The sequence below is a fragment of the Burkholderia sp. LA-2-3-30-S1-D2 genome (assembly GCF_001523915.2).
GTDB classification, from domain to species: Bacteria; Pseudomonadota; Gammaproteobacteria; order Burkholderiales; family Burkholderiaceae; genus Burkholderia; species Burkholderia diffusa.
Genome location: NZ_CP013384.1, coordinates 396,739 through 417,668, shown reverse-complemented (window position 1 = coordinate 417,668; position 20,930 = coordinate 396,739). Strand labels below are relative to the sequence as shown.

The 20,930-nt window shown below is 65.7% G+C and carries 27 protein-coding genes; 1 reads left to right on the top strand and 26 read right to left on the bottom strand.

All coding sequences use genetic code 11. The annotated features are described in order from the left end of the window. Positions 1–20: 20 nt before the first annotated feature. The 3 genes from WS66_RS14545 to WS66_RS14535 form a co-directional block, all read right to left on the bottom strand. Positions 21–1,403, bottom strand: a complete 1,383-nt coding sequence (locus WS66_RS14545; protein WP_108064681.1) for a cytochrome b — start codon at positions 1,401–1,403, stop codon at positions 21–23. After that, the gene (gene petA, locus WS66_RS14540) at positions 1,400–2,020 is read right to left on the bottom strand and encodes a ubiquinol-cytochrome c reductase iron-sulfur subunit (protein WP_059599826.1); all 621 of its coding nucleotides are present in this window, start codon (positions 2,018–2,020) and stop codon (positions 1,400–1,402) included. The genes WS66_RS14545 and petA overlap by 4 nt, the downstream gene beginning before the upstream one ends. A gap of 218 nt (positions 2,021–2,238) precedes the next feature. After that, positions 2,239–2,985: a Nif3-like dinuclear metal center hexameric protein gene (locus WS66_RS14535; RefSeq protein WP_059599825.1), complete on the bottom strand. Its 747-nt coding sequence runs from the start codon at positions 2,983–2,985 to the stop codon at positions 2,239–2,241. A gap of 21 nt (positions 2,986–3,006) precedes the next feature. Here WS66_RS14535 and WS66_RS14530 point away from each other — a divergent pair, with 21 nt between their 5' ends. Continuing rightward, on the top strand, positions 3,007–4,212 hold the full coding sequence (locus WS66_RS14530) for a Do family serine endopeptidase (protein ID WP_059599824.1): 1,206 nt from the start codon (positions 3,007–3,009) through the stop codon (positions 4,210–4,212). A gap of 226 nt (positions 4,213–4,438) precedes the next feature. Here the strand turns inward: WS66_RS14530 and tatC are convergent, their stop codons facing one another. The 23 genes from tatC to mlaD all read right to left on the bottom strand — a co-directional run bounded on the left by tatC (position 4,439) and on the right by mlaD (position 20,914). Next, complete coding sequence (gene tatC, locus WS66_RS14525; protein WP_059599823.1) at positions 4,439–5,221, bottom strand: twin-arginine translocase subunit TatC; 783 nt, start codon at positions 5,219–5,221, stop codon at positions 4,439–4,441. Between the two features lie 41 nt (positions 5,222–5,262). Continuing rightward, on the bottom strand, positions 5,263–5,793 hold the full coding sequence (gene tatB / locus WS66_RS14520; RefSeq protein ID WP_059599822.1) for a Sec-independent protein translocase protein TatB: 531 nt from the start codon (positions 5,791–5,793) through the stop codon (positions 5,263–5,265). A gap of 26 nt (positions 5,794–5,819) precedes the next feature. Continuing rightward, positions 5,820–6,050, bottom strand: a complete 231-nt coding sequence (gene tatA, locus WS66_RS14515; RefSeq protein WP_059599821.1) for a Sec-independent protein translocase subunit TatA — start codon at positions 6,048–6,050, stop codon at positions 5,820–5,822. Between the two features lie 93 nt (positions 6,051–6,143). Then, positions 6,144–6,509 carry a histidine triad nucleotide-binding protein gene (locus WS66_RS14510; protein WP_044845951.1) on the bottom strand — a complete coding sequence of 122 codons (366 nt, stop codon included), beginning with the start codon at positions 6,507–6,509 and terminating at the stop codon, positions 6,144–6,146. A 29-nt stretch (positions 6,510–6,538) separates the two neighbouring features. Then, a complete protein-coding gene (locus WS66_RS14505; RefSeq protein WP_059599820.1) occupies positions 6,539–6,931 on the bottom strand; it encodes a DUF4870 family protein in 393 nt (130 codons plus the stop codon). Between the two features lie 71 nt (positions 6,932–7,002). After that, positions 7,003–7,368: a phosphoribosyl-ATP diphosphatase gene (locus WS66_RS14500; RefSeq protein WP_044845953.1), complete on the bottom strand. Its 366-nt coding sequence runs from the start codon at positions 7,366–7,368 to the stop codon at positions 7,003–7,005. After that, the gene (gene hisI / locus WS66_RS14495; protein ID WP_044845954.1) at positions 7,365–7,781 is read right to left on the bottom strand and encodes a phosphoribosyl-AMP cyclohydrolase; all 417 of its coding nucleotides are present in this window, start codon (positions 7,779–7,781) and stop codon (positions 7,365–7,367) included. Before hisI ends, WS66_RS14500 begins: the two co-directional genes overlap by 4 nt. Beyond that, positions 7,781–8,554, bottom strand: a complete 774-nt coding sequence (gene hisF, locus WS66_RS14490; RefSeq protein WP_059599819.1) for an imidazole glycerol phosphate synthase subunit HisF — start codon at positions 8,552–8,554, stop codon at positions 7,781–7,783. The genes hisI and hisF overlap by 1 nt, the downstream gene beginning before the upstream one ends. Before the next feature lie 105 nt (positions 8,555–8,659). Further along, positions 8,660–9,415, bottom strand: coding sequence for a 1-(5-phosphoribosyl)-5-[(5-phosphoribosylamino)methylideneamino]imidazole-4-carboxamide isomerase (hisA, locus tag WS66_RS14485; RefSeq protein WP_039366646.1), 756 nt, complete (start codon positions 9,413–9,415; stop codon positions 8,660–8,662). A gap of 163 nt (positions 9,416–9,578) precedes the next feature. After that, on the bottom strand, positions 9,579–10,220 hold the full coding sequence (gene hisH, locus WS66_RS14480; RefSeq protein WP_059599818.1) for an imidazole glycerol phosphate synthase subunit HisH: 642 nt from the start codon (positions 10,218–10,220) through the stop codon (positions 9,579–9,581). Beyond that, positions 10,217–10,837 (bottom strand): YchE family NAAT transporter, encoded by a 621-nt coding sequence (locus WS66_RS14475; RefSeq protein ID WP_059599817.1) that lies wholly within the window; start codon positions 10,835–10,837, stop codon positions 10,217–10,219. The genes hisH and WS66_RS14475 overlap by 4 nt, the downstream gene beginning before the upstream one ends. A 62-nt stretch (positions 10,838–10,899) precedes the next feature. Beyond that, positions 10,900–11,487, bottom strand: a complete 588-nt coding sequence (gene hisB, locus WS66_RS14470; RefSeq protein WP_059599816.1) for an imidazoleglycerol-phosphate dehydratase HisB — start codon at positions 11,485–11,487, stop codon at positions 10,900–10,902. A 65-nt stretch (positions 11,488–11,552) separates the two neighbouring features. Next, positions 11,553–12,626 (bottom strand): histidinol-phosphate transaminase, encoded by a 1,074-nt coding sequence (gene hisC / locus WS66_RS14465; RefSeq protein ID WP_059599815.1) that lies wholly within the window; start codon positions 12,624–12,626, stop codon positions 11,553–11,555. 119 nt (positions 12,627–12,745) lie between these two features. Beyond that, positions 12,746–14,062 (bottom strand): histidinol dehydrogenase, encoded by a 1,317-nt coding sequence (gene hisD, locus WS66_RS14460; RefSeq protein ID WP_059599814.1) that lies wholly within the window; start codon positions 14,060–14,062, stop codon positions 12,746–12,748. A 24-nt stretch (positions 14,063–14,086) separates the two neighbouring features. Then, positions 14,087–14,740, bottom strand: coding sequence for an ATP phosphoribosyltransferase (gene hisG / locus WS66_RS14455; protein WP_059599813.1), 654 nt, complete (start codon positions 14,738–14,740; stop codon positions 14,087–14,089). Then, positions 14,737–16,086 (bottom strand): UDP-N-acetylglucosamine 1-carboxyvinyltransferase, encoded by a 1,350-nt coding sequence (gene murA, locus WS66_RS14450; RefSeq protein ID WP_059599812.1) that lies wholly within the window; start codon positions 16,084–16,086, stop codon positions 14,737–14,739. The genes hisG and murA overlap by 4 nt, the downstream gene beginning before the upstream one ends. Positions 16,087–16,099: 13 nt before the next feature. Beyond that, a complete protein-coding gene (locus tag WS66_RS14445; protein WP_006477131.1) occupies positions 16,100–16,339 on the bottom strand; it encodes a BolA family protein in 240 nt (79 codons plus the stop codon). Between the two features lie 50 nt (positions 16,340–16,389). Further along, positions 16,390–17,229 carry an ABC transporter permease gene (locus WS66_RS14440; protein ID WP_226118283.1) on the bottom strand — a complete coding sequence of 280 codons (840 nt, stop codon included), beginning with the start codon at positions 17,227–17,229 and terminating at the stop codon, positions 16,390–16,392. After that, positions 17,226–18,152 carry an ABC transporter ATP-binding protein gene (locus WS66_RS14435; protein WP_059599810.1) on the bottom strand — a complete coding sequence of 309 codons (927 nt, stop codon included), beginning with the start codon at positions 18,150–18,152 and terminating at the stop codon, positions 17,226–17,228. Before WS66_RS14435 ends, WS66_RS14440 begins: the two co-directional genes overlap by 4 nt. A 192-nt stretch (positions 18,153–18,344) precedes the next feature. Continuing rightward, the gene (locus tag WS66_RS14430) at positions 18,345–18,620 is read right to left on the bottom strand and encodes an STAS domain-containing protein (RefSeq protein WP_059599809.1); all 276 of its coding nucleotides are present in this window, start codon (positions 18,618–18,620) and stop codon (positions 18,345–18,347) included. Further along, complete coding sequence (locus WS66_RS14425; RefSeq protein WP_059599895.1) at positions 18,617–19,246, bottom strand: MlaC/ttg2D family ABC transporter substrate-binding protein; 630 nt, start codon at positions 19,244–19,246, stop codon at positions 18,617–18,619. Before WS66_RS14425 ends, WS66_RS14430 begins: the two co-directional genes overlap by 4 nt. A 110-nt stretch (positions 19,247–19,356) precedes the next feature. Further along, complete coding sequence (locus tag WS66_RS14420; RefSeq protein ID WP_059599894.1) at positions 19,357–20,322, bottom strand: MlaA family lipoprotein; 966 nt, start codon at positions 20,320–20,322, stop codon at positions 19,357–19,359. A 31-nt stretch (positions 20,323–20,353) separates the two neighbouring features. Next, positions 20,354–20,914 carry an outer membrane lipid asymmetry maintenance protein MlaD gene (mlaD, locus tag WS66_RS14415; RefSeq protein WP_059599808.1) on the bottom strand — a complete coding sequence of 187 codons (561 nt, stop codon included), beginning with the start codon at positions 20,912–20,914 and terminating at the stop codon, positions 20,354–20,356. Between the last annotated feature and the right edge of the window lie 16 nt (positions 20,915–20,930).

Sequence of the window (20,930 nt, the reverse complement as noted above, 5' to 3'; positions counted from 1 at the left end):
TCGTTCTCTCCTCGCTCACGTTAATGGGGCTTGAAGCGCACCCGTTCCGGCGGCTGCTTGAACGTGCCAAGCGGTGTCCAGACGGGCATGCCGAGGAAGAACGCAAAGTAGATCAGCGCGCAGCCCTGCGCGATCAGCGTCGCGGCCGGCGATGGCGGCCGTGTGCCGAGGAACGCGAGGGTCAGGAACGCCGCGACGAAGATCCCGAGGAACACTTTGTGGAACAACGGACGGTAACGGATCGACTTCACCGGGCTACGGTCGAGCCACGGCAGGAAGAACAGCGTGATCACCGCGGAACCCATCACGACGACGCCCCAGAACTTCGATTCCGTCAGGAACATGAACACGACGATCGCCGCGGCCAATACGGGCAGGCCGACCTTCCACTTGCCGCGCGCGCGGATCAGCGCGAGCACGCCGAGCAGCGCGATCACGATCATCAGCACGATCTTGAACGGGTCGGTGGTCGCGCGCAGCATCGCGTAGAACGCTGTGAAGTACCAGACCGGCGCGATCTCCGGCGGCGTCTGCAGCGGGTTCGCCGGGACGAAGTTGTTCGACTCGAGGAAGTACCCGCCCATCTCCGGCGAGAAGAACACGATCAGCGCGAACACCATCAGGAACACGCAGACACCGAAGAAATCGTGCACCGAGTAGTACGGATGGAACGGGATGCCGTCGAGCGGAATGCCGTTCGCGTCCTTCTTCGCCTTGATCTCGATGCCGTCCGGGTTATTCGACCCCACTTCGTGCAACGCGACGAGGTGCGCGATCACGAGGCCGACCAGCACGAGCGGAATCGCGATCACGTGGAACGCGAAGAAGCGGTTCAGCGTGACGTCGGACACGACATAGTCGCCGCGGATCCACAACGACAGGTCAGGGCCGACGAACGGGATCGCCGAGAACAGGTTCACGATCACCTGCGCGCCCCAGAACGACATCTGGCCCCACGGCAGCAGGTAGCCGAAGAACGCCTCGGCCATCAGGCACAGGAAGATCGCACAACCGAAGATCCACACGAGCTCGCGCGGCTTGCGGTACGACCCGTACATCAGCCCGCGGAACATGTGCAGGTACACGACGACGAAGAACATCGATGCACCGGTCGAGTGCATGTAGCGGATCAGCCAGCCCCACGGCACCTCGCGCATGATGTACTCGACCGACGCGAATGCGAGCATCGAGTCGGGCTTGTAGTTCATCGTCAGGAAGATGCCCGTGACGATCTGGTTGACGAGCACGAGCAGCGCGAGGGAGCCGAAGAAGTACCAGAAGTTGAAGTTCTTCGGCGCGTAGTACTCGGAAACGTGCTTCTTCCAGGTGGACGTGAGCGGGAAGCGCTGGTCGATCCAGCCGGTGAGACCTGTCGTGGAGACTTCCTTGTTGTCGGCCATCACGCTTCTCCTTTCTCGTCCTTGCCGATCACGAGGGTCGTCGCCGACGTGAACATGTAGGGCGGGATATCGAGATTCTGAGGCGCCGGCTTGTTCTTGAACACGCGGCCGGCGAGGTCGTAGGTCGAACCGTGGCACGGGCACAGGAAACCGCCCGGCCAGTCGTCCGGCAGGTTCGGCTGCGGACCCGGCGTGAAGCGTTGGCTGGGCGTGCAGCCGAGGTGCGTACACACGGCCATCACGACGAGAATGTTCTTGCGATCGGCCCGCGCTCGATATTCGTTCGCGCAATACGCGGGCAACGGCATCGAATACGGGGATTTCGAGGTCGGATCGGCCACTTCCTTGTCGGCCTTGACGACGTCGGCGAGCATGTCGTCGGTGCGGTTCAGGATCCAGACCGGCTTGCCGCGCCACGGCACGGTGACCATCTCGCCGGGCTTCAGGCCGCTGATGTCGACCTCGACCGGGGCTCCGGCCGCTTTCGCTTTCGCGGACGGCGCAAGCGACGCCGCGAAAGGTATGACGGTGGCTACGCCTCCCACGCCACCTGCTACGGATGTCGCAATCAGCCAGGTACGGCGGCCGCTGTCGACGCGTTTCTCTTCCTTGTCTCGCATCACACGCCCCACTTCTGAGTTGGATTTTCCGTCACGACTTTTCATTCCGCCGCTAGTTTGCGCGAATGGAGTCGCCATTTACAAGGCCCGGAGATGAAAATCCCTTCGAAGTAGTTGATAGTTAAGGGTTTCCCCCCACTATCGGAGCGATTAAATCATTTCGCTTTTAAGCGGATGCTACATTGTGAAATTTCGATGCGCCGCCGCAAATCCGTCGATCAGACCGGATTATGAATATCGATAAAAAGGTGTTCGATATCGAATTCTTCGGACAAGTGAGCGCCAAGCGCCTGGATTCCGTAGCGTTCGGTCGCATGGTGCCCTGCCGCAACGAACGCGACGCCGCTCTCGGCCGACGCGTGCGTGACGGGTTCCGATACTTCGCCGGTCAGGAACACGTCGGCGCCGGCGTCGATCGCGGCATCGAAATAGCTCTGCGCGGCACCCGTGCACCACGCGATGCGGCGCAGTTGCATCTCCGGATCGCCGAGCACGAGCGGCGTGCGGCCGAGCGTGCGCTCGACCTTCGCGACGAAGTGCTCGAGCGTGACCGGCATCGGCAGCGTGGCCATCCAGCCGAGGTCGCCGTCGCCGAAACGCTGCTCGCCGATCAGTCCGAGCTTCTCGCCGAGCTGAGCGTTGTTGCCGAACTCGGGATGCGCGTCGAGCGGCAGGTGGAACGCGAACAGGTTCAGGTCGTTCGCGAGCAGCAGCTTCAGGCGCCGGTACTTGCGGCCGGTGATCTGCGGCGCCTCGTTGCGCCAGAAATAGCCGTGATGGACGAGCACCGCATCCGCCCCCCATTCGAGCGCGGCTTCGAGGAACGCGAGCGACGCCGTCACGCCGGTGGCGATCTTCTCGATCTTGCGACGCCCCTCGACCTGGAGGCCATTCGGGCAATAGTCCTTGAAGCGCGCGGTTTCAAGGGTATTGTTCAAGTACAATTCAAGTTCGATCCGATCCATATAAACCTCTAATCCATTCAGATGCTTAAACGCTTCTGGCTGTTCTTCGCGCAGGCGGTGACCGTACTGCTCGCGCTGATGTTCATCGTCGTGACGCTCAAGCCGCAATGGCTGCAACGGCAAGGACAGCTCGGCAAGCAGCTCGCCACGCCGATCGTCGCGCTGCGGGAAGTCGCGCCGGGCATCGGCGGTGCACCGGCGACCACGTCATACGCGGAGGCCGCGCAAAAGGCGATGCCCGCCGTCGTCAACGTCTTCTCCAGCAAGGATGGCTCGCTGCCGCCCGATCCGCGCGCGAAGGATCCGCTGTTCCGCTACTTCTTCGGCGACCGCAACGCCCGCAAGCAGCAGGACGAACCTGCCGCCAACCTCGGCTCCGGCGTTATCGTGAGCCCTGAAGGTTACATTCTAACGAACCAGCACGTCGTGGACGGCGCCGACCAGATCGAAGTCGCGCTCGCCGACGGCCGCACGGCCACCGCGAAGGTGATCGGCAGCGACCCCGAAACCGATCTCGCCGTGCTGAAGATCAACATGACGAACCTGCCGACGATCACGCTCGGCCGTTCCGACCTGTCGCGGGTCGGCGACGTCGTGCTCGCGATCGGCAACCCGTTCGGCGTCGGCCAGACGGTCACGATGGGGATCATCAGCGCGCTCGGCCGCAACCATCTCGGCATCAACACGTTCGAAAACTTCATCCAGACCGACGCGCCGATCAACCCCGGCAACTCGGGCGGCGCGCTGGTCGACGTGAACGGCAACCTGCTCGGCATCAACACGGCGATCTACTCGCGCTCGGGCGGCTCGCTCGGCATCGGCTTCGCGATCCCCGTGTCGACGGCGCGCACCGTGCTCGAAAGCATCATCACGACGGGCTCGGTCACGCGCGGCTGGATCGGCGTCGAGCCGCAGGACGTCACGCCGGAAATCGCCGAGTCGTTCGGGCTCCAGCAGAAGTCGGGCGCGATCGTCGCGGGCGTGCTGCAGGGCGGTCCGGCCGACAAGGCCGGCATCAAGCCGGGCGACATCCTCGTGAGCGTGAACGGCGACGACATCACCGACACGACGAAGTTGCTGAACACCGTCGCGCAGATCAAGCCGGGCACGCCGACCAAGGTGCACGTCGTGCGCAAGGGCAAGGAGTTCGACGTGAGCGTGGTGATCGGCAAGCGCCCGCCGCCGCCGAAGCAGACGCTCGACGAACAGGACAGCGACAGCGAGTGACATCCGGCGGGCGGCGTGTCGGAGCCGCTTGCCGGCCAGCGATGGAAATGCAAAAGGGCAGCCTGATCGGCTGCCCTTTTGTTTTGCTTCGACGATCCTTCGTCACGGCGACGGAGCTGCGTTCATCCCCGCCGCCTGCACCGCCCGATCGCCCGCCCGGATTCAGCGTCGTCGAGGTGCCGCATCGACGGCATCCCTCATGCCGACCGCCGCGCGCCGCGCTTCATCAACTCGCGGCGCCGTTCTCGGCCTCGGGTTCTTCCGTCGGCTTCGGCACGAAGAATCGCGCGGCCAGAAGCCCGATTTCGAACAGCACGACGAGCGGCAGCGCGAGCATCAGCTGCGAGAACACGTCCGGCGGCGTGACGACCGCCGCGACGACGAACGCGCCGACGATCACGTACGGCCGCATCTCCTTCAGCTTCTTCAGCGACAGCACACCCATCCGGACGAGCAGCACGACGACGATCGGCACCTCGAACGTGACCCCGAACGCGATGAACATCCCGAGCACGAAGCTCAGGTAGTTGTCGATGTCGGTCGACATCTCCGCGCCGAGCGGCGCGTTGTAGTGCGCCATCACACGGAAGATCGTCGGGAACACGAGGAAGTATGCGAACGCCATCCCGCACAGGAACAGGACGTAGCTGCTGCCGACGAGCGGCACGACGAGCTTCTTCTCGTGCTGATACAGGCCCGGCGCGACGAACGCCCAGATCTGGTACAGCACGATCGGCAGCGCGATCACGAGCGCGACGAGCATCGTGACCTTCATCGGCACGAAGAACGAGCCGGTGACGTCGGTCACGATCATCCTGCCGCCCTTCGGCAGGTTCTCCATCAGCGGCCGCGCAAGCAGCCGGAAAATGTCGGGCGCCCAGTACACGAGCCCGAGGAACACGACGATCACGGCCAGCCCCGCGCGAATGATGCGATCGCGAAGCTCGACGAGATGGGAAATGAAGGTTTCTTCCGGGGCGTCGCCCGGATTCTGCTGGGGGTCGCTCACACCGGCCCTCGGTAGGATTGACGAGCGAGCATGCGCTCGGCTCAGAAGAAGCGCGTCGGCCGGCGCAGGCTGGCCGGCTGATGGCGCGCGACACGCGCGGCGCCCGACTGCACGTGCGTGCGGCGGGTCGTCGCGCGCTTGTACCAGACAGGCGTCGCCGCCTGTTTCACACGCCAGTTGCGACGCTTCGGCGCGAGCGCGGCCATGCTGCCCCGCCACGACGGCGCCGCGGGCGTGTCGGAGCCGTACGTGCCGGCATCGACCGAGCCTTCGTTAAGACCGCCGACCGCGGAGTTCCACGTGTCGTTCAGTTCCTTCTCGTGCTCGCGCAGGTTGTCGTGAATCGTCGTCTCGACATTGCGCGCGGCCGACTCGAAATCGGTCTTCATCGTCCGCAGCGCGTCGAGTTCGATTTCGCGCGAGACCTCGGCCTTCACGTCGTTGATGTACCGCTGCGCGCGGCCGAACAATGCGCCTGCCGTACGCGCGACGCGCGGCAGGCGCTCGGGGCCGAGCACCACGAGCGCGACGACGCCGATCAGCGCCATCTTCGAAAGACCGAGATCCAGCATCGCGAATGCCTGTCAGCGTGCCGGCGTTACGCCTTGTTCGAGTCGGAACGCGTCGTTTCCTTCGCGTTGACGTCGACCGAACCCGAACGCGGCAGTTGCTGCGTGTCCGCCGGTGTCTCGCCTTCCTTCATGCCGTCCTTGAAACCCTTCACGGCGCTGCCGAGGTCGTTGCCGATGTTGCGCAGCTTCTTCGTACCGAAAACCAGCGCGACGATCAGCAGCACGATCAGCCAGTGCCAAATGCTCAATCCACCCATGATGAAACCTCTCCTCAACCACGCCGCGTCGCGGCGCAAATCGCCGGCGGCACGCCGGCTTCGACTATCGATGCGGGGAAACGCCCCGCCACGTCAACCCATCCGCAGCCACGGGCGCGGGCCGGCCAGGATGTGCGCGTGCAGGTGGTAGACCTCCTGCCCGCCGCCGGGGCCCGTGTTGATCACCGTGCGAAAACCGGTTTCGCCCCCCGTGTATGCAACGCCGAGCTGGTCGGCCAGACGGGCGACCAGCAGCATCAGCCGGCCGAGCATCGGCGCATCGGCCTCGCTCGCCGCCGACAGCGTCGGCACATGCCGGCGCGGAATGACGAGCACGTGCGTCTCGGCCGCCGGGCGGATGTCGCGGAACGCGACGAATTCGTCGTCCTCGTGCACCTTCGTGCTCGGGATCTCGCCCGCCGCGATCTTGCAGAACAGGCAATTCGGATCGTGACTCATGTTGCTCCTGCGAAACGCCCGTGCGCCGGTCAGAACCAGGCCTGCGGATCAAGCGTCTTGTTGTCGTTCAGGTACAGCCAACCTTTGATGATACGGTACAGCGTCCAAATCCACGTGACAAACATGATCACGAATCCCACCACCACGAACATCAGCGCGAAGCCGATCACGTAGGCGATCAGCGCGCGCCAGAACGTGCGGATCTGCCACTCGAAATGGTCGGCGTACGGCGTGCCGGCCACGTCGCCGCGCTTCACGTAGTTGATGATGATCGCGATGATCCCGGTGACGCCACCCGTCAGCCAATGAATCGCGTAGAGGCCGTACAGCACGTGCGTCAGCGTGCGCAGACCTGCCAGTCGCTCGGCGTCCGCTGCGCCCGGCACCGACGGTGTCGGAAACTGGCTCGGCGTATCGGTCATGATGCTACCCCCGTTAGATGACAATTCTTACAGCTTACCGCACTGTCGTCGGCGCGGCAGGCCGCGCGTCGTCACCCGCCGTTTTCCTCGCGCTCGCGACGCTTGCGCAGCGCCTTTTCCTCGATGCCCGACAGACCTTCGCGGCGCTCGAGTTCGGCGATCACGTCGGCCGGGCTCAGGTCGAAATGCGACAGCATCACCAGGCAATGGAACCACAGGTCGGCCACCTCGCCGACCAGCGCCGTCGGCGCGCCGCCCTGGCGCACGTCCTTCGCGGCCAGCACGACTTCGGTCGCCTCTTCGCCGATCTTCTTCAGCACCGCGTCGTCGCCCTTGTGAAACAGGCGCGATACGTACGATTGTTCGGGGTCGCCGCCCTTGCGGCTATCGATCACGGCCGCGAGGCGCAGCAGCGTGTCTTCGGTCGATTGCGTCATTTGTAGATATGTTCGGGGTCTTTCAGCACCGGATCGACCGCGACCCAGTCGCCGCTGTCCACGGTGCCTTCGAATTTCTGGAAGAAGCACGAATGCCGACCGGTGTGGCATGCGATGCCCGACACCTGCTCGACCTTCAGCAACACGACGTCCTCGTCGCAGTCGAGCCGCACCTCGTGCACGTGCTGCACGTGGCCCGACTCCTCGCCCTTGAACCACAGGCGCTTGCGCGAACGCGAATAGTAGACCGCGCGCTGCGTCTCGATCGTCTTCGCCAGTGCCTCGCGGTTCATCCACGCGAACATCAGCACGTCGTTCGTCGACGCTTCCTGCGCGATCACCGGCACGAGGCCGTTGTCGTCCCAGCGGACCTTGTCGAGCCACGCGGGCAGGGATTTCGTTTCCGTGTTCATCACAGCCTCACCGGAATGCCCTGGTCGGCCATGAAGCGCTTCGCCTCGCCAACCGTGTGCTCGCCGTAGTGGAAGATGCTCGCGGCCAGCACTGCGTCGGCGCGGCCGTCCTTGATGCCGTCCGCGAGGTCCTGCAGCGAGCCCACGCCGCCCGATGCGATCACCGGCACCGGCACCGCGTCCGACACGCCGCGCGTGAGCGCGAGGTCGAAACCGGACTTCGTGCCGTCGCGGTCCATGCTCGTGAGCAGGATCTCGCCCGCGCCGAGCTCGGCCATCTTGCGCGCCCATTCGATCGCGTCGAGGCCCGTGCCCTTGCGGCCGCCGTGCGTGAACACTTCCCAGCGCGGCGCCTCGCCGTCGGCCGACACGCGCTTCGCGTCGATCGCGACGACGATGCACTGCGAGCCGTACTTGTCGGCCGCGTCGCGCACGAGCTGCGGGTTCGCGACCGCCGACGAATTCATGCTGACCTTGTCCGCGCCGGCGTTCAACAGGCGCCGCACGTCCTCGACGGCGCGCACGCCGCCGCCGACGGTCAGCGGAATGAAGACCTGCGACGCGACGGCTTCGATGATCGGCAGAATCAGGTCGCGCTGGTCGGACGTCGCGGTGATGTCGAGGAAGGTCAGTTCGTCGGCGCCTTGTTCGTCGTAGCGGCGCGCGATTTCGACGGGGTCGCCGGCATCGCGCAGTTCGACGAAATTGACGCCCTTGACGACACGCCCGGCAGTCACGTCCAGGCAGGGGATGATGCGTTTAGCTAGAGCCATGATGTTGCGCCAAATGCCGCGCTGGGACGGCCGGTTACGGAAGCCTCGCGCGAGGCTTCCGGTGGAGCCGCCCGCGGGCAGCTCCGGCAAACGGAACAACCGCGGTTACGCGTTGTCGAGTTCGCCGTTCAGTTCGTCCGCGCGCTTTTGCGCGGCCGCGAAATCGAGATCGCCGGAGTAGATCGCACGGCCGCAGATCACGCCTTCGACGCCATGCTCTTCCACTTCGCAGAGGTTCTCGATGTCCGTGAGGTTCGACAGGCCGCCGCTGGCGATCACCGGAATGCCGACCGCCTGCGCGAGCTTCACGGTCGCCTCGATGTTGATGCCCTGCAGCATCCCGTCGCGGCCGATGTCCGTGTAGACGATCGATTCGACGCCGTAGTCCTCGAACTTGCGCGCGAGATCGATCACTTCGTGGCCGGTCAGCTTGCTCCAGCCGTCGGTCGCGACCTTGCCGTCCTTCGCGTCCAGCCCGACGATGATGTTGCCGGAGAACGCGGTGCACGCGTCCTGCAGGAAGCCGGGGTTCTTCACGGCGGCAGTGCCGATGATCACGTAGGACAGGCCGGCGTCGAGATACTTCTCGATCGTCTCGAGGCTGCGGATGCCGCCGCCGAGCTGTACGGGGATTTCGTCGCCGACTTCGTCGAGGATCGCTTCGATCGCTTCGAGATTCTTCGGCTTGCCGGCGAATGCGCCGTTCAGGTCGACGAGATGGAGCCGCCGGGCGCCGAGATCGACCCACTTGCGGGCCATCGCCGCCGGGTCCTCGGAGAAAATCGTGGCCTGGTCCATATCGCCCTGTTTGAGGCGCACACACTGACCGTCTTTGAGATCGATGGCCGGAATCAGCAACATAGCAATCGGGTGTCGTCGTGGAAAATGAAAAGAATCCGGCGCGTACCGGCCAAACCGGTGCCGCGCCGTCTCGCTAGTTTAGTACAACTCTTTCGGCGCTTAAGCGGGCAAGCCCCGCGCGACGGGCCGTTCGGCCCGGTCGACTGTGGCTCGCACGCCACGTTTACGGCTTCCAGTGTACGAAGTTGCGATACAGACGCAACCCGACCTCCGCGCTTTTCTCGGGGTGGAATTGGGTCGCGAAGAGGTTGTCCCGCGCGACCGCGGACGTAAACGGCGCGCCGTATACCGTTTCGCCGACCGTGTGCGCCGGGTTGTCCGGGCTCACGTAATAACTGTGCACGAAGTAGAAATATGCGTCGTCGGGCACGCCATCCCACAGCGGGTGCGGCTGCGACTGGTGCACGCGGTTCCAGCCCATCTGCGGCACCTTGAAGCGCGAACCGTCGTCCTGCAGGCGGCCTTCGAGCTCGAAACGCACGACCTTGCCCGGCAACAGGCCGAGGCCCTTCGTGTCGCCTTCCGCGCTCCAGTCGAACAGCATCTGCTCGCCGACGCACACGCCGAGCAGCGGCTTCGTGCGCGACGCCTCGATCACGGCCTCCTGCAGCCCCGACTCGCCGAGGCAGCGCATGCAGTCGGGCATCGCGCCCTGGCCGGGCAGCACGACGCGGTCGGCCGCGCGAATCGCGGCCGGCGTATCGACGATGGCCACGTCGGCGGCCGGTTCGGCCTTCTTGAGCGCCTGCGCGACCGAGCGCAGGTTGCCCATCCCATAATCCACAATCGCAATCGAAGTTTTCATCTCAGTGCAGGCAGTAGCGCCCTCAGTCCATTGACGATGAATTCCACCGCCAGCGCCGACAGCATCAGACCCATCAGCCGCGTGGCGATGTTGATGCCGGTGCGGCCGATCCAGTTCGCGATCGGCTCGGCAAGCCGCATCGCGAAGAAACACAGCAGAGCCAGGACCGCGCCGATCGCGACGAGCCCGGCTCGCTCATACCAGTGATGCGAGTTCGCCGCATAGACGATCGCCGTGCTGATCGAGCCGGGGCCCGTGAGCAGCGGAATCGCCAGCGGCACGACCGCGATGTTGTCCTTCAGCTCGGCCTCGTGGCGCTCCTCCGGCGTCGATCGCGTGTTGCCGATCTGCGCGTTCAGCATGTTGATCGCCATCAGCAACATGATGATCCCGCCGCCCACTTCAAGGGAGCCGACCGAAATACCGAAGAAGTCGATGATCTGCTGCCCGAGCAGCGTCGTCACCGTCATCACGCAGAACACCGACACCGACGCGATCCGGATCGTGCGGCGCCGCTCGATGTCCGACTGCTGCGCCGTCAGGCTCAGGAAAAACGGCACCGCGCCGATCGGGTTGATCAGCGCCAGCAGCGAAATGAACGATTTGAGCAGATCCATCGCAAGCCGGCGCGCCGCGCCGAAGCCGTGAGGTTGTCGTTGGCGTCCTGTCCGTTCGGAAGTTAGAGGCTGCCCTTCGTCGACGGAATCTGCCCCGCTGCACGCTCGTCGAGCTCCACCGCCCCACGCAGCGCCCGGCCGAAGGCCTTGAACACCGTTTCGAGCTGGTGGTGCGCGTTGATTCCGCGCAGGTTGTCGATGTGCAGCGTGACGCCCGCGTGGTTCACGAACCCGCGGAAGAATTCGATGGACAGGTCGACGTCGAACGTGCCGATCCGCGCACGGGTGAACGGCACGTGGAATTCAAGACCCGGCCGGCCCGAGAAGTCGATCACGACGCGCGACAGCGCCTCGTCGAGCGGCACGTACGAATGGCCGTAGCGGCGGATGCCCTTCTTGTCGCCGATCGCCTTCGCGACAGCCTGACCGAGCGTGATGCCGACGTCCTCGACCGTGTGGTGGTCGTCGATATGGGTATCGCCATGCGCTTCGACCTCGAGATCGATCAGACCATGTCGCGCGATCTGGTCGAGCATATGGTCGAGAAACGGCACGCCGGTGGCCAGCTTCTGCCGGCCCGTCCCGTCGAGATCGAGCTTCACACGGATCTGCGTTTCGCTGGTATTGCGAACGACTTCCGCCACACGCATGGCAATTCCTTGAATGAGTCTGATGTAAATGGGGATTGATCGTCTCGCGCCGCCGTGCCCTGGGCTCAACCGGGCAGCGCGAGTTTCAAAGCAGCCAGCAGGCGCGCGTTTTCGTCGGGAGAACCGACGGTCAGCCGCACGCATTCGGACAGCAACGGATGCATTTTACTCACGTTTTTGACCAGCACCCGCTCCGTGAGCAGCGCATCGAACACGGCGGCCGCGTCCGGCACGCGCACCAGCAGGAAATTACCGGCGCTCGGGAACACCGTCGCACCCGGCAGCGCGGCCACGGCCTGCGCGAGGCGCGTGCGTTCCGCACGCAGTTCGGCCGCCTGCGCGTCGAGCACGTCGAGGTGGTCGAGCAGGAAATCGGCGGTCGCCTGGGTCAGCACGTTGATGTTGTACGGCGGGCGCACCTTGTCGAACTCGGTCAGCCACGCCGGCAGGCCGGCGAGATAGCCGAGGCGGATCCCCGCGAGGCCGAGCTTCGACACCGTGCGCATCACGACGACGTTGTCGAACTCGGCGGCACGCGGCAGCCACGAACGCTCCGCGAACGGCTGGTACGCCTCGTCGATCACGATCAGGCTGTGCCGCGCGGCCGCGATGATCCGCTCGACGTCGGCTTCGTCGTACAGCGTGCCGGTGGGGTTGTTCGGGTAAGCGAGGTAGACGAGCGCGGGCCGATGCTCGGCGATCGCCGCGATCAACGCGTCGGCGTCGAGCGTCAGGTCGGCCTTGAGCGGCACGCCGACGAATTCGAGCTGCGCGAACTTCGCCGACAACTCGTACATCACGAAGCCCGGCACCGGTGCGAGCACCTTCGCGCCCGGCTTCGCACATGCCACCGACATCATGCTGATGATTTCGTCCGAGCCGTTGCCGAGCAGCACGTCGCATGCGGCCGGCACGCCCATCGCACGGCGCAGCTTGTCGAGCAGCGCGCCCGGGCGCGGCGCCGGGTAGCGGTTCAGCGCGACCTGCGCGAGGCGTTCGCCGAGCGCCGCCGCAAGCGGCGCCGGCAGCGAATACGGGTTCTCCATCGCGTCGAGCTTCACGAAGCCGCTCGCGTCGGGCACCGGGTAGCTCGTCATCGCGAGCACGTCGCGGCGGATGATGTCTTGTGGCGTCGTCATGGTCTCAAGCCGGCGTGCGTCGCGCCGGCGTCAAATGGCCGGCAGGGCGGCGGCTGCCGCCCTGCGCTGGGTCTCCTCGTCGACCGGAACCGCTGCGTCGGCATCGGCTCCGGCGCGCGTCACCCCTTCATCCGGAGCTCGGCGCTACGCGCGTGCGCCTGCAGCCCTTCGCCGTATGCGAGCTCGGAGGCGATCTCGCCCAGCGTCTGCGCACCTTCGGCGCTGACTTCGATCAGGCTCGAACGCTTGATGAAGTCGTACACGCCGAGCGGCGACGAGAAGCGCGCGGTGCGCGACGTCGGCAGCACGTGGTTCGGGCCCGCGCAGTAGTCGCCGAGGCTTTCGCTCGTGTAGCGGCCGAGGAAGATCGCGCCGGCGTGGCGGATTTGCTGGCCCCATTGCTGCGGCTCCAGCGCGGAAATCTCGAGGTGCTCCGGCGCGATGTCATTCGCGATCCGGCACGCTTCGGCCATATCGCGCACCTTGATCAGCGCGCCGCGGCCTTCCAGCGACGCGCGGATCACGTCCCGGCGCGGCATCGTCGGCAACAGCTCGTCGATCGCCTTCTCGACGCGCTCGAGGAACGCGGCGTCCGGGCACAGCAGGATCGACTGCGCGAGCTCGTCGTGTTCGGCCTGCGAGAACAGGTCCATCGCGACCCAGCTCGGATCGGTCGTGCCGTCGCACAGCACGAGGATTTCCGACGGGCCGGCGATCATGTCGATGCCGACCGTGCCGAACACACGGCGCTTCGCCGACGCGACGTATGCATTGCCCGGCCCGCAGATCTTGTCGACCGGCGGCACGGTGGCCGTGCCGTACGCGAGCGCGCCGACCGCCTGCGCGCCGCCGATCGTGAACACGCGATCGACACCGCCGAGCAGCGCCGCGGCGAGCACGAGGTCGTTCTTCACGCCGTCCGGGGTCGGCACGACCATCACGATCTCGCCGACGCCCGCGACGCGCGCGGGAATCGCGTTCATCAGCACCGACGACGGATAGGCGGCCTTGCCGCCCGGCACGTACAGGCCGACGCGGTCGAGCGGCGTGACCTTCTGGCCGAGCACCGTGCCGTCGCTTTCCGTGTACTGCCAGCTATGGGTGCCGCACTCGATCTTCTGTTTCTCGTGATACGCACGCACGCGCGCGGCAGCGGCTTCCAGCGCCGCGCGCGCCTTCGGCGCGAGGCCGTCGAGCGCCGTCTGCAGCGCGTCCTGCGGCAGTTCGAGCGCGGCGACGCTGCTCGCGTCCAGCCGGTCGAAGCGGTTCGTGTACTCGAGCACCGCGGCGTCGCCGCGCGACTTCACGTCGGCGAGAATCTTCGCGACCGATTGCTCGATCGCTTCGTCCTCGCTCGCCTCGAACGCGAGCACTGCACGCAGCGCGGCGTCGAAGCCCTCGCTCGTCGAATCGAGTTTGCGGATGGTGATGGCCATGGGAATTCCGTTACGGTGATGCGCTCAATTGCCATTCTGCGACGCGCGTTCGAACGCGTCGAGAATCGGCTTGAGCGCCGTGCGCTTCAACTTCAGCGCAGCCTGGTTCACGACGAGGCGCGACGAGATCGCCATGATCTCCTCGACCTCGACCAGATTGTTCGCCTTCAGCGTGCCGCCCGAACTGACGAGGTCGACGATCGCGTCGGCCAGCCCGACCAGCGGCGCCAGCTCCATCGAGCCGTACAGCTTGATCAGGTCGACGTGCACGCCTTTCGCGGCGAAGTGTTCGCGTGCCGTTTCGACGTATTTGGTCGCGACCCGCAGGCGCGCGCCCTGGCGCACCGCGTTCGCATAGTCGAAACCGGCCGGCACGGCCACCGACATCCGGCAGCGCGCAATGTTCAGGTCGATCGGCTGGTACAGACCCGAGCCGCCGTGCTCGACCAGCACGTCCTTGCCCGCCACGCCGAAGTCGGCCGCGCCGTATTCGACGTAGGTCGGCACGTCGCTGGCGCGCACGATGATCACGCGCAGGTTCGGATCGGTCGTCGGCAGGATCAGCTTGCGCGACGTTTCCGGATCCTCGGCCACCTGCACGCCGGCGGCCGCCAGCAGCGGCAGGGTTTCCTCGAAAATCCGGCCCTTCGACAGGGCGAGGGTCAGCGGCGCGGTCATGCTTGGCTCCCGGAGAGGCGGCGCACGTTCGCGCCGACGGCGGTCAGTTTGGTTTCCATGCGGTCGTAGCCGCGGTCCAGGTGATAGATGCGGTCGACGAGCGTTTCTCCTTCGGCCCGCAGCCCGGCGATCACGAGGCTCGCCGAGGCGCGCAGGTCGGTCGCCATCACGTTCGCGCCGGACAGCTTGTCGACGCCGGTCACGAGCGCCGTGTTGCCGTCGATCGTGATGTTCGCGCCGAGCCGGTTCAGCTCCTGCACGTGCATGAAGCGGTTCTCGAAAATGGTCTCGACAACCTGCGCGGTGCCCGTCGCGACCGAATTGAGGGCCATGAACTGGGCCTGCATGTCGGTCGGGAACGCCGGGTATTCCGACGTGCGGATCGTCACCGCCGACGGGCGGCGGTCCATCTTCACGCGCAGCCAGCTGTCGCCTTCCTCGATCGACACGCCGGCCTCGCGCAGCTTGTCGATCACCGCGTCGAGGATGTGCGGGCGCACGCCCGTCAGCATCACGTCGCCGCCCGCCGCCGCGACCGCGCACAGGAACGTGCCGGCCTCGATGCGATCGGGAATCACCGAATGGCGTGCGCCATGCAGCCGCTCGACACCCTGGATCACGAGGCGGTCGGTGCCGATGCCGTCGATTTTCGCGCCCATCGCGACCAGCAGGTGCGCGAGATCGCTCACTTCCGGTTCGCGGGCAGCGTTCTCGATCACCGTCTCGCCGTCCGCGAGCGTCGCGGCCATCAGCAGGTTTTCCGTCCCCGTCACCGTGATCATGTCGGTCACGATGCGCGCGCCCTTCAGGCGCTTCGCGCGCGCCTCGATGAAGCCGTGCTCGATGCTGATCTCGGCGCCCATCGCCTGCAGGCCCTTGATGTGCTGGTCGACCGGACGCGCGCCGATCGCGCAGCCGCCCGGCAGCGACACCTTCGCCTCGCCGAAGCGCGCGAGCAGCGGCCCGAGCACGAGAATCGACGCGCGCATCGTCTTCACGAGTTCGTACGGCGCCACGAGGTTGTCGACGCGCGACGCATCGAGCTGCACGCGGCAGCCGTCGGTCTCGCTCTTCACGCCCATCTGGTTCAGCACCTTCAGCGTGGTGCGCACGTCCTTCAGGTTCGGCACGTTGTCGAGTTCGACCGGCTCGGCGCTGAGCAGCCCCGCGCACAGGATCGGCAGCGCGGCGTTCTTCGCGCCCGACACGACGATCTCGCCCGACAACCGGCGACCGCCTTCGATCACCAGCTTGTCCATCCCATGTCCCTGCGATTCCCCGTTGGCGGCCGGGTGTGCCGTGGCGACGCTCTGGACGGCGTCGCACTCGTTGACGGTGACTTGCACTCAGTGGTTCCGGTTATGCGTTCTGCCATTCGGCGGGCGTCAGCGTCTTCATGCTGAGCGCGTGAATTTCCTGCTTCATGCGATCGCCGAGCGCCGCATAAACGAGCTGGTGCCGCTGGATCGGCCGCTTGCCTTCGAAGGCCGCCGACACGATCGTCGCGAAGAAATGCTGGCCGTCGCCTTCGACTTCCAGATGGGTGCAGGCGAGACCGCCGGCAATGTATTGCTTGACCTGTTCGGGAGTCGGCAACATGAGAGGCTCCTGTCGGCGCGCGCCGCCCGTGGCGGCCGCCACCGTCGATATCAATGACGCAGTTTGTAGCCGGTCGCGAGCAGCCGCATCGCGAACATCGCGAGCAGCACGAAGAAACCGGTGACGATCGCGAGGCTCGCGAGCGGGTTGATGTCGGACGCGCCGAAGAACCCGTAACGGAATCCGTCGATCATGTAGAAAAACGGGTTGAGACGCGAGATCTCGCGCCACACGGGCGGCAGCGAGTGCGTCGAATAGAACACGCCGGACAGGAACGTCAGCGGCATGATCAGAAAGTTCTGGAACGCGGCGAGCTGGTCGAACTTCTCGGCCCAGATCCCGGCGATCAGCCCGAGCGTGCCGAGGATCGCCGAGCCGAGCAGCGCGAACGCGATGATGAACAACGGCGCCGCGAAATGCATCGGGACAAACCAGATCGTCACGACGAATACGCCCGCGCCGACCGCGAGCCCGCGCACGACGGACGCGAGCACGTACGCGCCGAAGATGTCGCGGTACGACAGCGGCGGCAGCAGCATGAACACGAGGTTGCCGGTGATCTTCGACTGGATCAGCGACGACGAGCTGTTCGCGAACGCGTTCTGCAGCACGCTCATCATCACGAGGCCCGGCACGAGAAAGCTCACGTACTCGACGCCCGGATACACCTCGACGCGGCCCGACAGCGCGTGGCCGAAGATCGTCAGATACAGCAGCGCCGTCACGATCGGCGCGCACACCGTCTGGAACGACACCTTCCAGAAGCGCAGCAGTTCCTTGTAGAACAGCGTTTGAAAGCCGCTTCCCGGCACTCGCCGGGCCGCCCCGATAGTGGCGGGCGCCCCCTCGGGGGGCAGCGAACGAAGTTCGCGTGGGGATTGTTGATTCATGCCAGACCCTCGATCACCTCGGCCCCGTTCATCACCTGGACGAACACATCCTCGAGGTCGGCCTTGCGGACCTCGATCTCGTCGAACGTGCAGCCCGCCGCGCGGCATTGCGCGAGGATCCGCTCGACATCGTCGTAGCTCGTCAGGCGCAGCAGGTGCTCGCCCGGCGCGCGGGCGGCCGGGTCGGACTCCAGCCCGCGCAGCTCGGACGGCAGCGCGCCAGTCCCCAGGCGCAGGTACAGCTGCAGCCCGGCGAAGCGGCGCAGCAGCGCGTCGGTGCGATCGAGTGCAACGACTTCGCCACGGCGCAGCATCGCGATGCGGTCGCACAGCGACTCGGCTTCCTCGAGGTAATGGGTGGTCAGCACGATCGTGTGGCCCTCGCGGTTCAGGCGCGAGATGAACTTCCACAGCGTCTGGCGCAATTCGACGTCGACGCCGGCGGTCGGTTCGTCGAGCACGATCACGGGCGGCCGGTGCACGAGCGCCTGCGCGACCAGCACGCGGCGCTTCATCCCGCCCGACAGCGCGCGCATGTTCGCGTCGGCCTTCTCGGTGAGGTCGAGATTGGCCATCACTTCGTCGATCCAGTCGTCGTTGCGGCGCAGCCCGAAATAGCCGGACTGGATCCGCAGCGTCTCGCGGACGGTGAAGAACGGGTCGAACACGAGTTCCTGCGGCACGACGCCGAGCGCGCGGCGCGCATCGCGGAAGTCCTTGACGACGTCGTGGCCGCGCACCGAGATACTGCCTTCATCGGCCCGGGTAAGCCCGGCGAGGATACTGATGAGCGTGGTCTTGCCTGCGCCGTTCGGGCCGAGCAGACCGAAAAACTCGCCTTCCTCGACCGACAGGCTGACGCCCTTGAGCGCCTGAAGCGATTTGTAGCGCTTCTTGACGTGACGGATTTCTATGGCTGACATGACTGTGCGCGGCGCAAGGGCCGCGACGCCTATTCTGTGCTTGCTGCGAAAGAAAATGGGGGCCGGACGCCGATTGGCTGCCCCGCAAAACGCTTGATTATAGGGCAAACCGGCTGGTGGGGCCGGCGCAGGAGGCGCGCGGCCTGAAGCGTGCGCGCGCCGGCTGGCGCGGCAGGCTTCGGTCGGGCAGGGTCAATGTCGCCCGGTGCCGTCGATGAGGGCGTCGACGCCATAGGCGCGCGCGAGGCTGGCGAGCTTGTGCGGGAGATTGAGGATGTCGAGGGTCGCGCCGCGCGCTTCGGCGGCACGTTGCCATGCGAGCAGCACGGCGAGCGCGGACGAGTCGAACTGCGTCAGCGCCGTGCAATCGACGGCGGTCGCGCCGGCGCCGATGCGCGCAAGACCGTCCGCGAGCGCGGACTTCGCGCTCGCGACGGTCAGCGAAGAGCCTGCTTCGAAGCCGCTCACGACGCCTGCTTGCCGGAGGCAAGTTGCTGGTTGCGCTGCGTCAGGAACTGGATCAGGCCGTCCACGCCGCTTTGCTGGATCTTCTCGTTGAACTGCTGCTGGTACGTCTGGATCAGCCACGCGCCGAGCACGTTCAGGTCATAGACCTTCCAGCCATTCGCCGACTTGTACAAGCGATAGTCGATCTGGACCGGCTGACCGTTGTTCATCGCGACCGTCTTCACCACCACGTCGGTGTCGGCCGGATCGGCGCGGAACGGCGGGTACTGGATCTGCTGGTCCGGCTTCAACTGCGCGAGCGCGCCCGAATACGTGCGGATCAGCAGCAGCTTGAACTGCTCCTGAATCTGCTTCTGCTGTTCGGCCGATGCCGTGCGCCAGTTGCGGCCCATCGCGAGCTGCGTGGTACGGCGGAAATCCGTGTACGGCAGGATGTCCTTGTTGACGATCGTAATGATGCGGTTGGTGTCGCCCTGCTTGATCGTCTGCTGCTTGACTTCGTCGAGCACCTGCTGCGTCGCCGTCTTGATCAGCGCCTGCGGGTTCGACTGGTCGACTTGCGCGTGAGCTGCGCTGCCGAACGAGAACAGCGCCGCGAAAACGGGGATCAGGAACAGTTTTTTCATCATAGTGACCTGCATGAAGAGTCGATGCGAAGGTTGGAGCCGGTAGCTTACGCGCAAGTTCGCGTGCGCTACCGACTGAATCGTTTCCGGCTGTAACGAATGTAAGTTGGTCAGTGCAGCCTGATGCTCGGGAAACGAATCCCGCCCGGTGCGGGCGGCGTCATCTGCATTGCCGGCACGTTCGTCGCGCTGGCCGGGTTCGGTGCTTCGGCACTGCCCGACGCCGGTACGGCGACGGCCGCGCCCGATGCGCCGGCCGGTGCCGTCGCGCCGCCGACTGCAGCCGCGCCCGCCGTTCCGGCCGCGCCGGCTGCCGCCGGTGCCGCGCCATCGTCCGGCAAGTCGTACTTCGGCAGCGCATCGTTGCTCGACGCCGTCGAGGCCTCGCCGCGCGCGTTGTCGATCAGCATCTGGCGGCGCTGCAGGTAGGCGTTGCGCACGAACGAATACTTGTCGAGCGCCGCGGCATCCAGCACGTCGCCCGCGCCGAGCAGGTTCGCACGCGTGTTGACGAGGTTCACGCCGAACAGGCCCCAGCTCAGGCCGTCCGGCTTCACGTAGGTGAGCGGATTGCCCACGTAGTCGACGCCGAGGCCTGCCGTGTCGCGCAGCGTGCTCGGGCCGAGCAGCGGCAGCACGAGATACGGGCCCGACGGCATGCCGTAGCGGCCCATCGTGATCCCGAAATCGGCCGTGTGCTTCGGCAGTTTCGCAATCGTCGCGACGTCGAACAGGCCGCCGACGCCGAACACCGTGTTGATCACGACGCGCATGATGTCACCGACGCCGTCCGCGATTCGCAACTGCACGATGTTGTTCGCGGCGATGTAGACGTCGCCGATGTTCGAGAAGAAGTTCGTCACGCTGTCGCGCACCGGCTGCGGCACCACGTACTGGTAGCCCTTCGCGACCGGTTTCAGCGCGTACGTGTCGACCGTGTCGTTGAACTTGTACATCGACCGGTTGAAGCCTTCGAGCGGATCGCCCTTGGTCGGCGTCTGCACGGTCGCGCAACCGCTCAACGCGGCGACTGCCGCCACCGCGAGCGCGGCGTGCCTGATGCGGATCGTCTGCATGGTCATTCCCTCTTGTCTTTCTCTCGTGTGGTTATTGGGCAGCCGAGCCGGACACCGCGGAGGCCGGCACCGCGACCGGCGCGGGTGCCGCCGGCGCGGCCGAGGCCCCGGATGCCGGTTTCGCGCCGCCCGCGTCGGCTGCCTTGCTGTACAGGAACTGGCCGATCAGGTTCTCGAGCACGATCGCCGACTGCGTCATCGTGATCGTATCGCCCGCCTTCAGCATTTCGGTGTCGCCGCCCGGATCGAGGCCGATGTACTGCTCGCCGAGCAGGCCCGACGTCAGGATCTTCGCCGACGAATCCTTCGGGAACGGATACTGACCGTCGATATCGATCGTCACCAGCGCCTGATAGGTGTTGGTGTCGAAGCCGACCGACTTCACGCGGCCGACCACGACGCCCGCGCTCTTCACGGCGGCGCGCGGCTTCAGTCCGCCGATGTTGTCGAATTTCATCCTCACCGAGTAGGTCGGCTGAAACGACAGCGAGCTCATGTTGCCGACCTTGAGCGCCAGGAATAGCACCGCAAGGAAGCCCACCACCACGAACAGGCCGACCCAGAAGTCGAGAGCAGTCTTTTTCATCGTCATCCCAAAATTTGGCTTG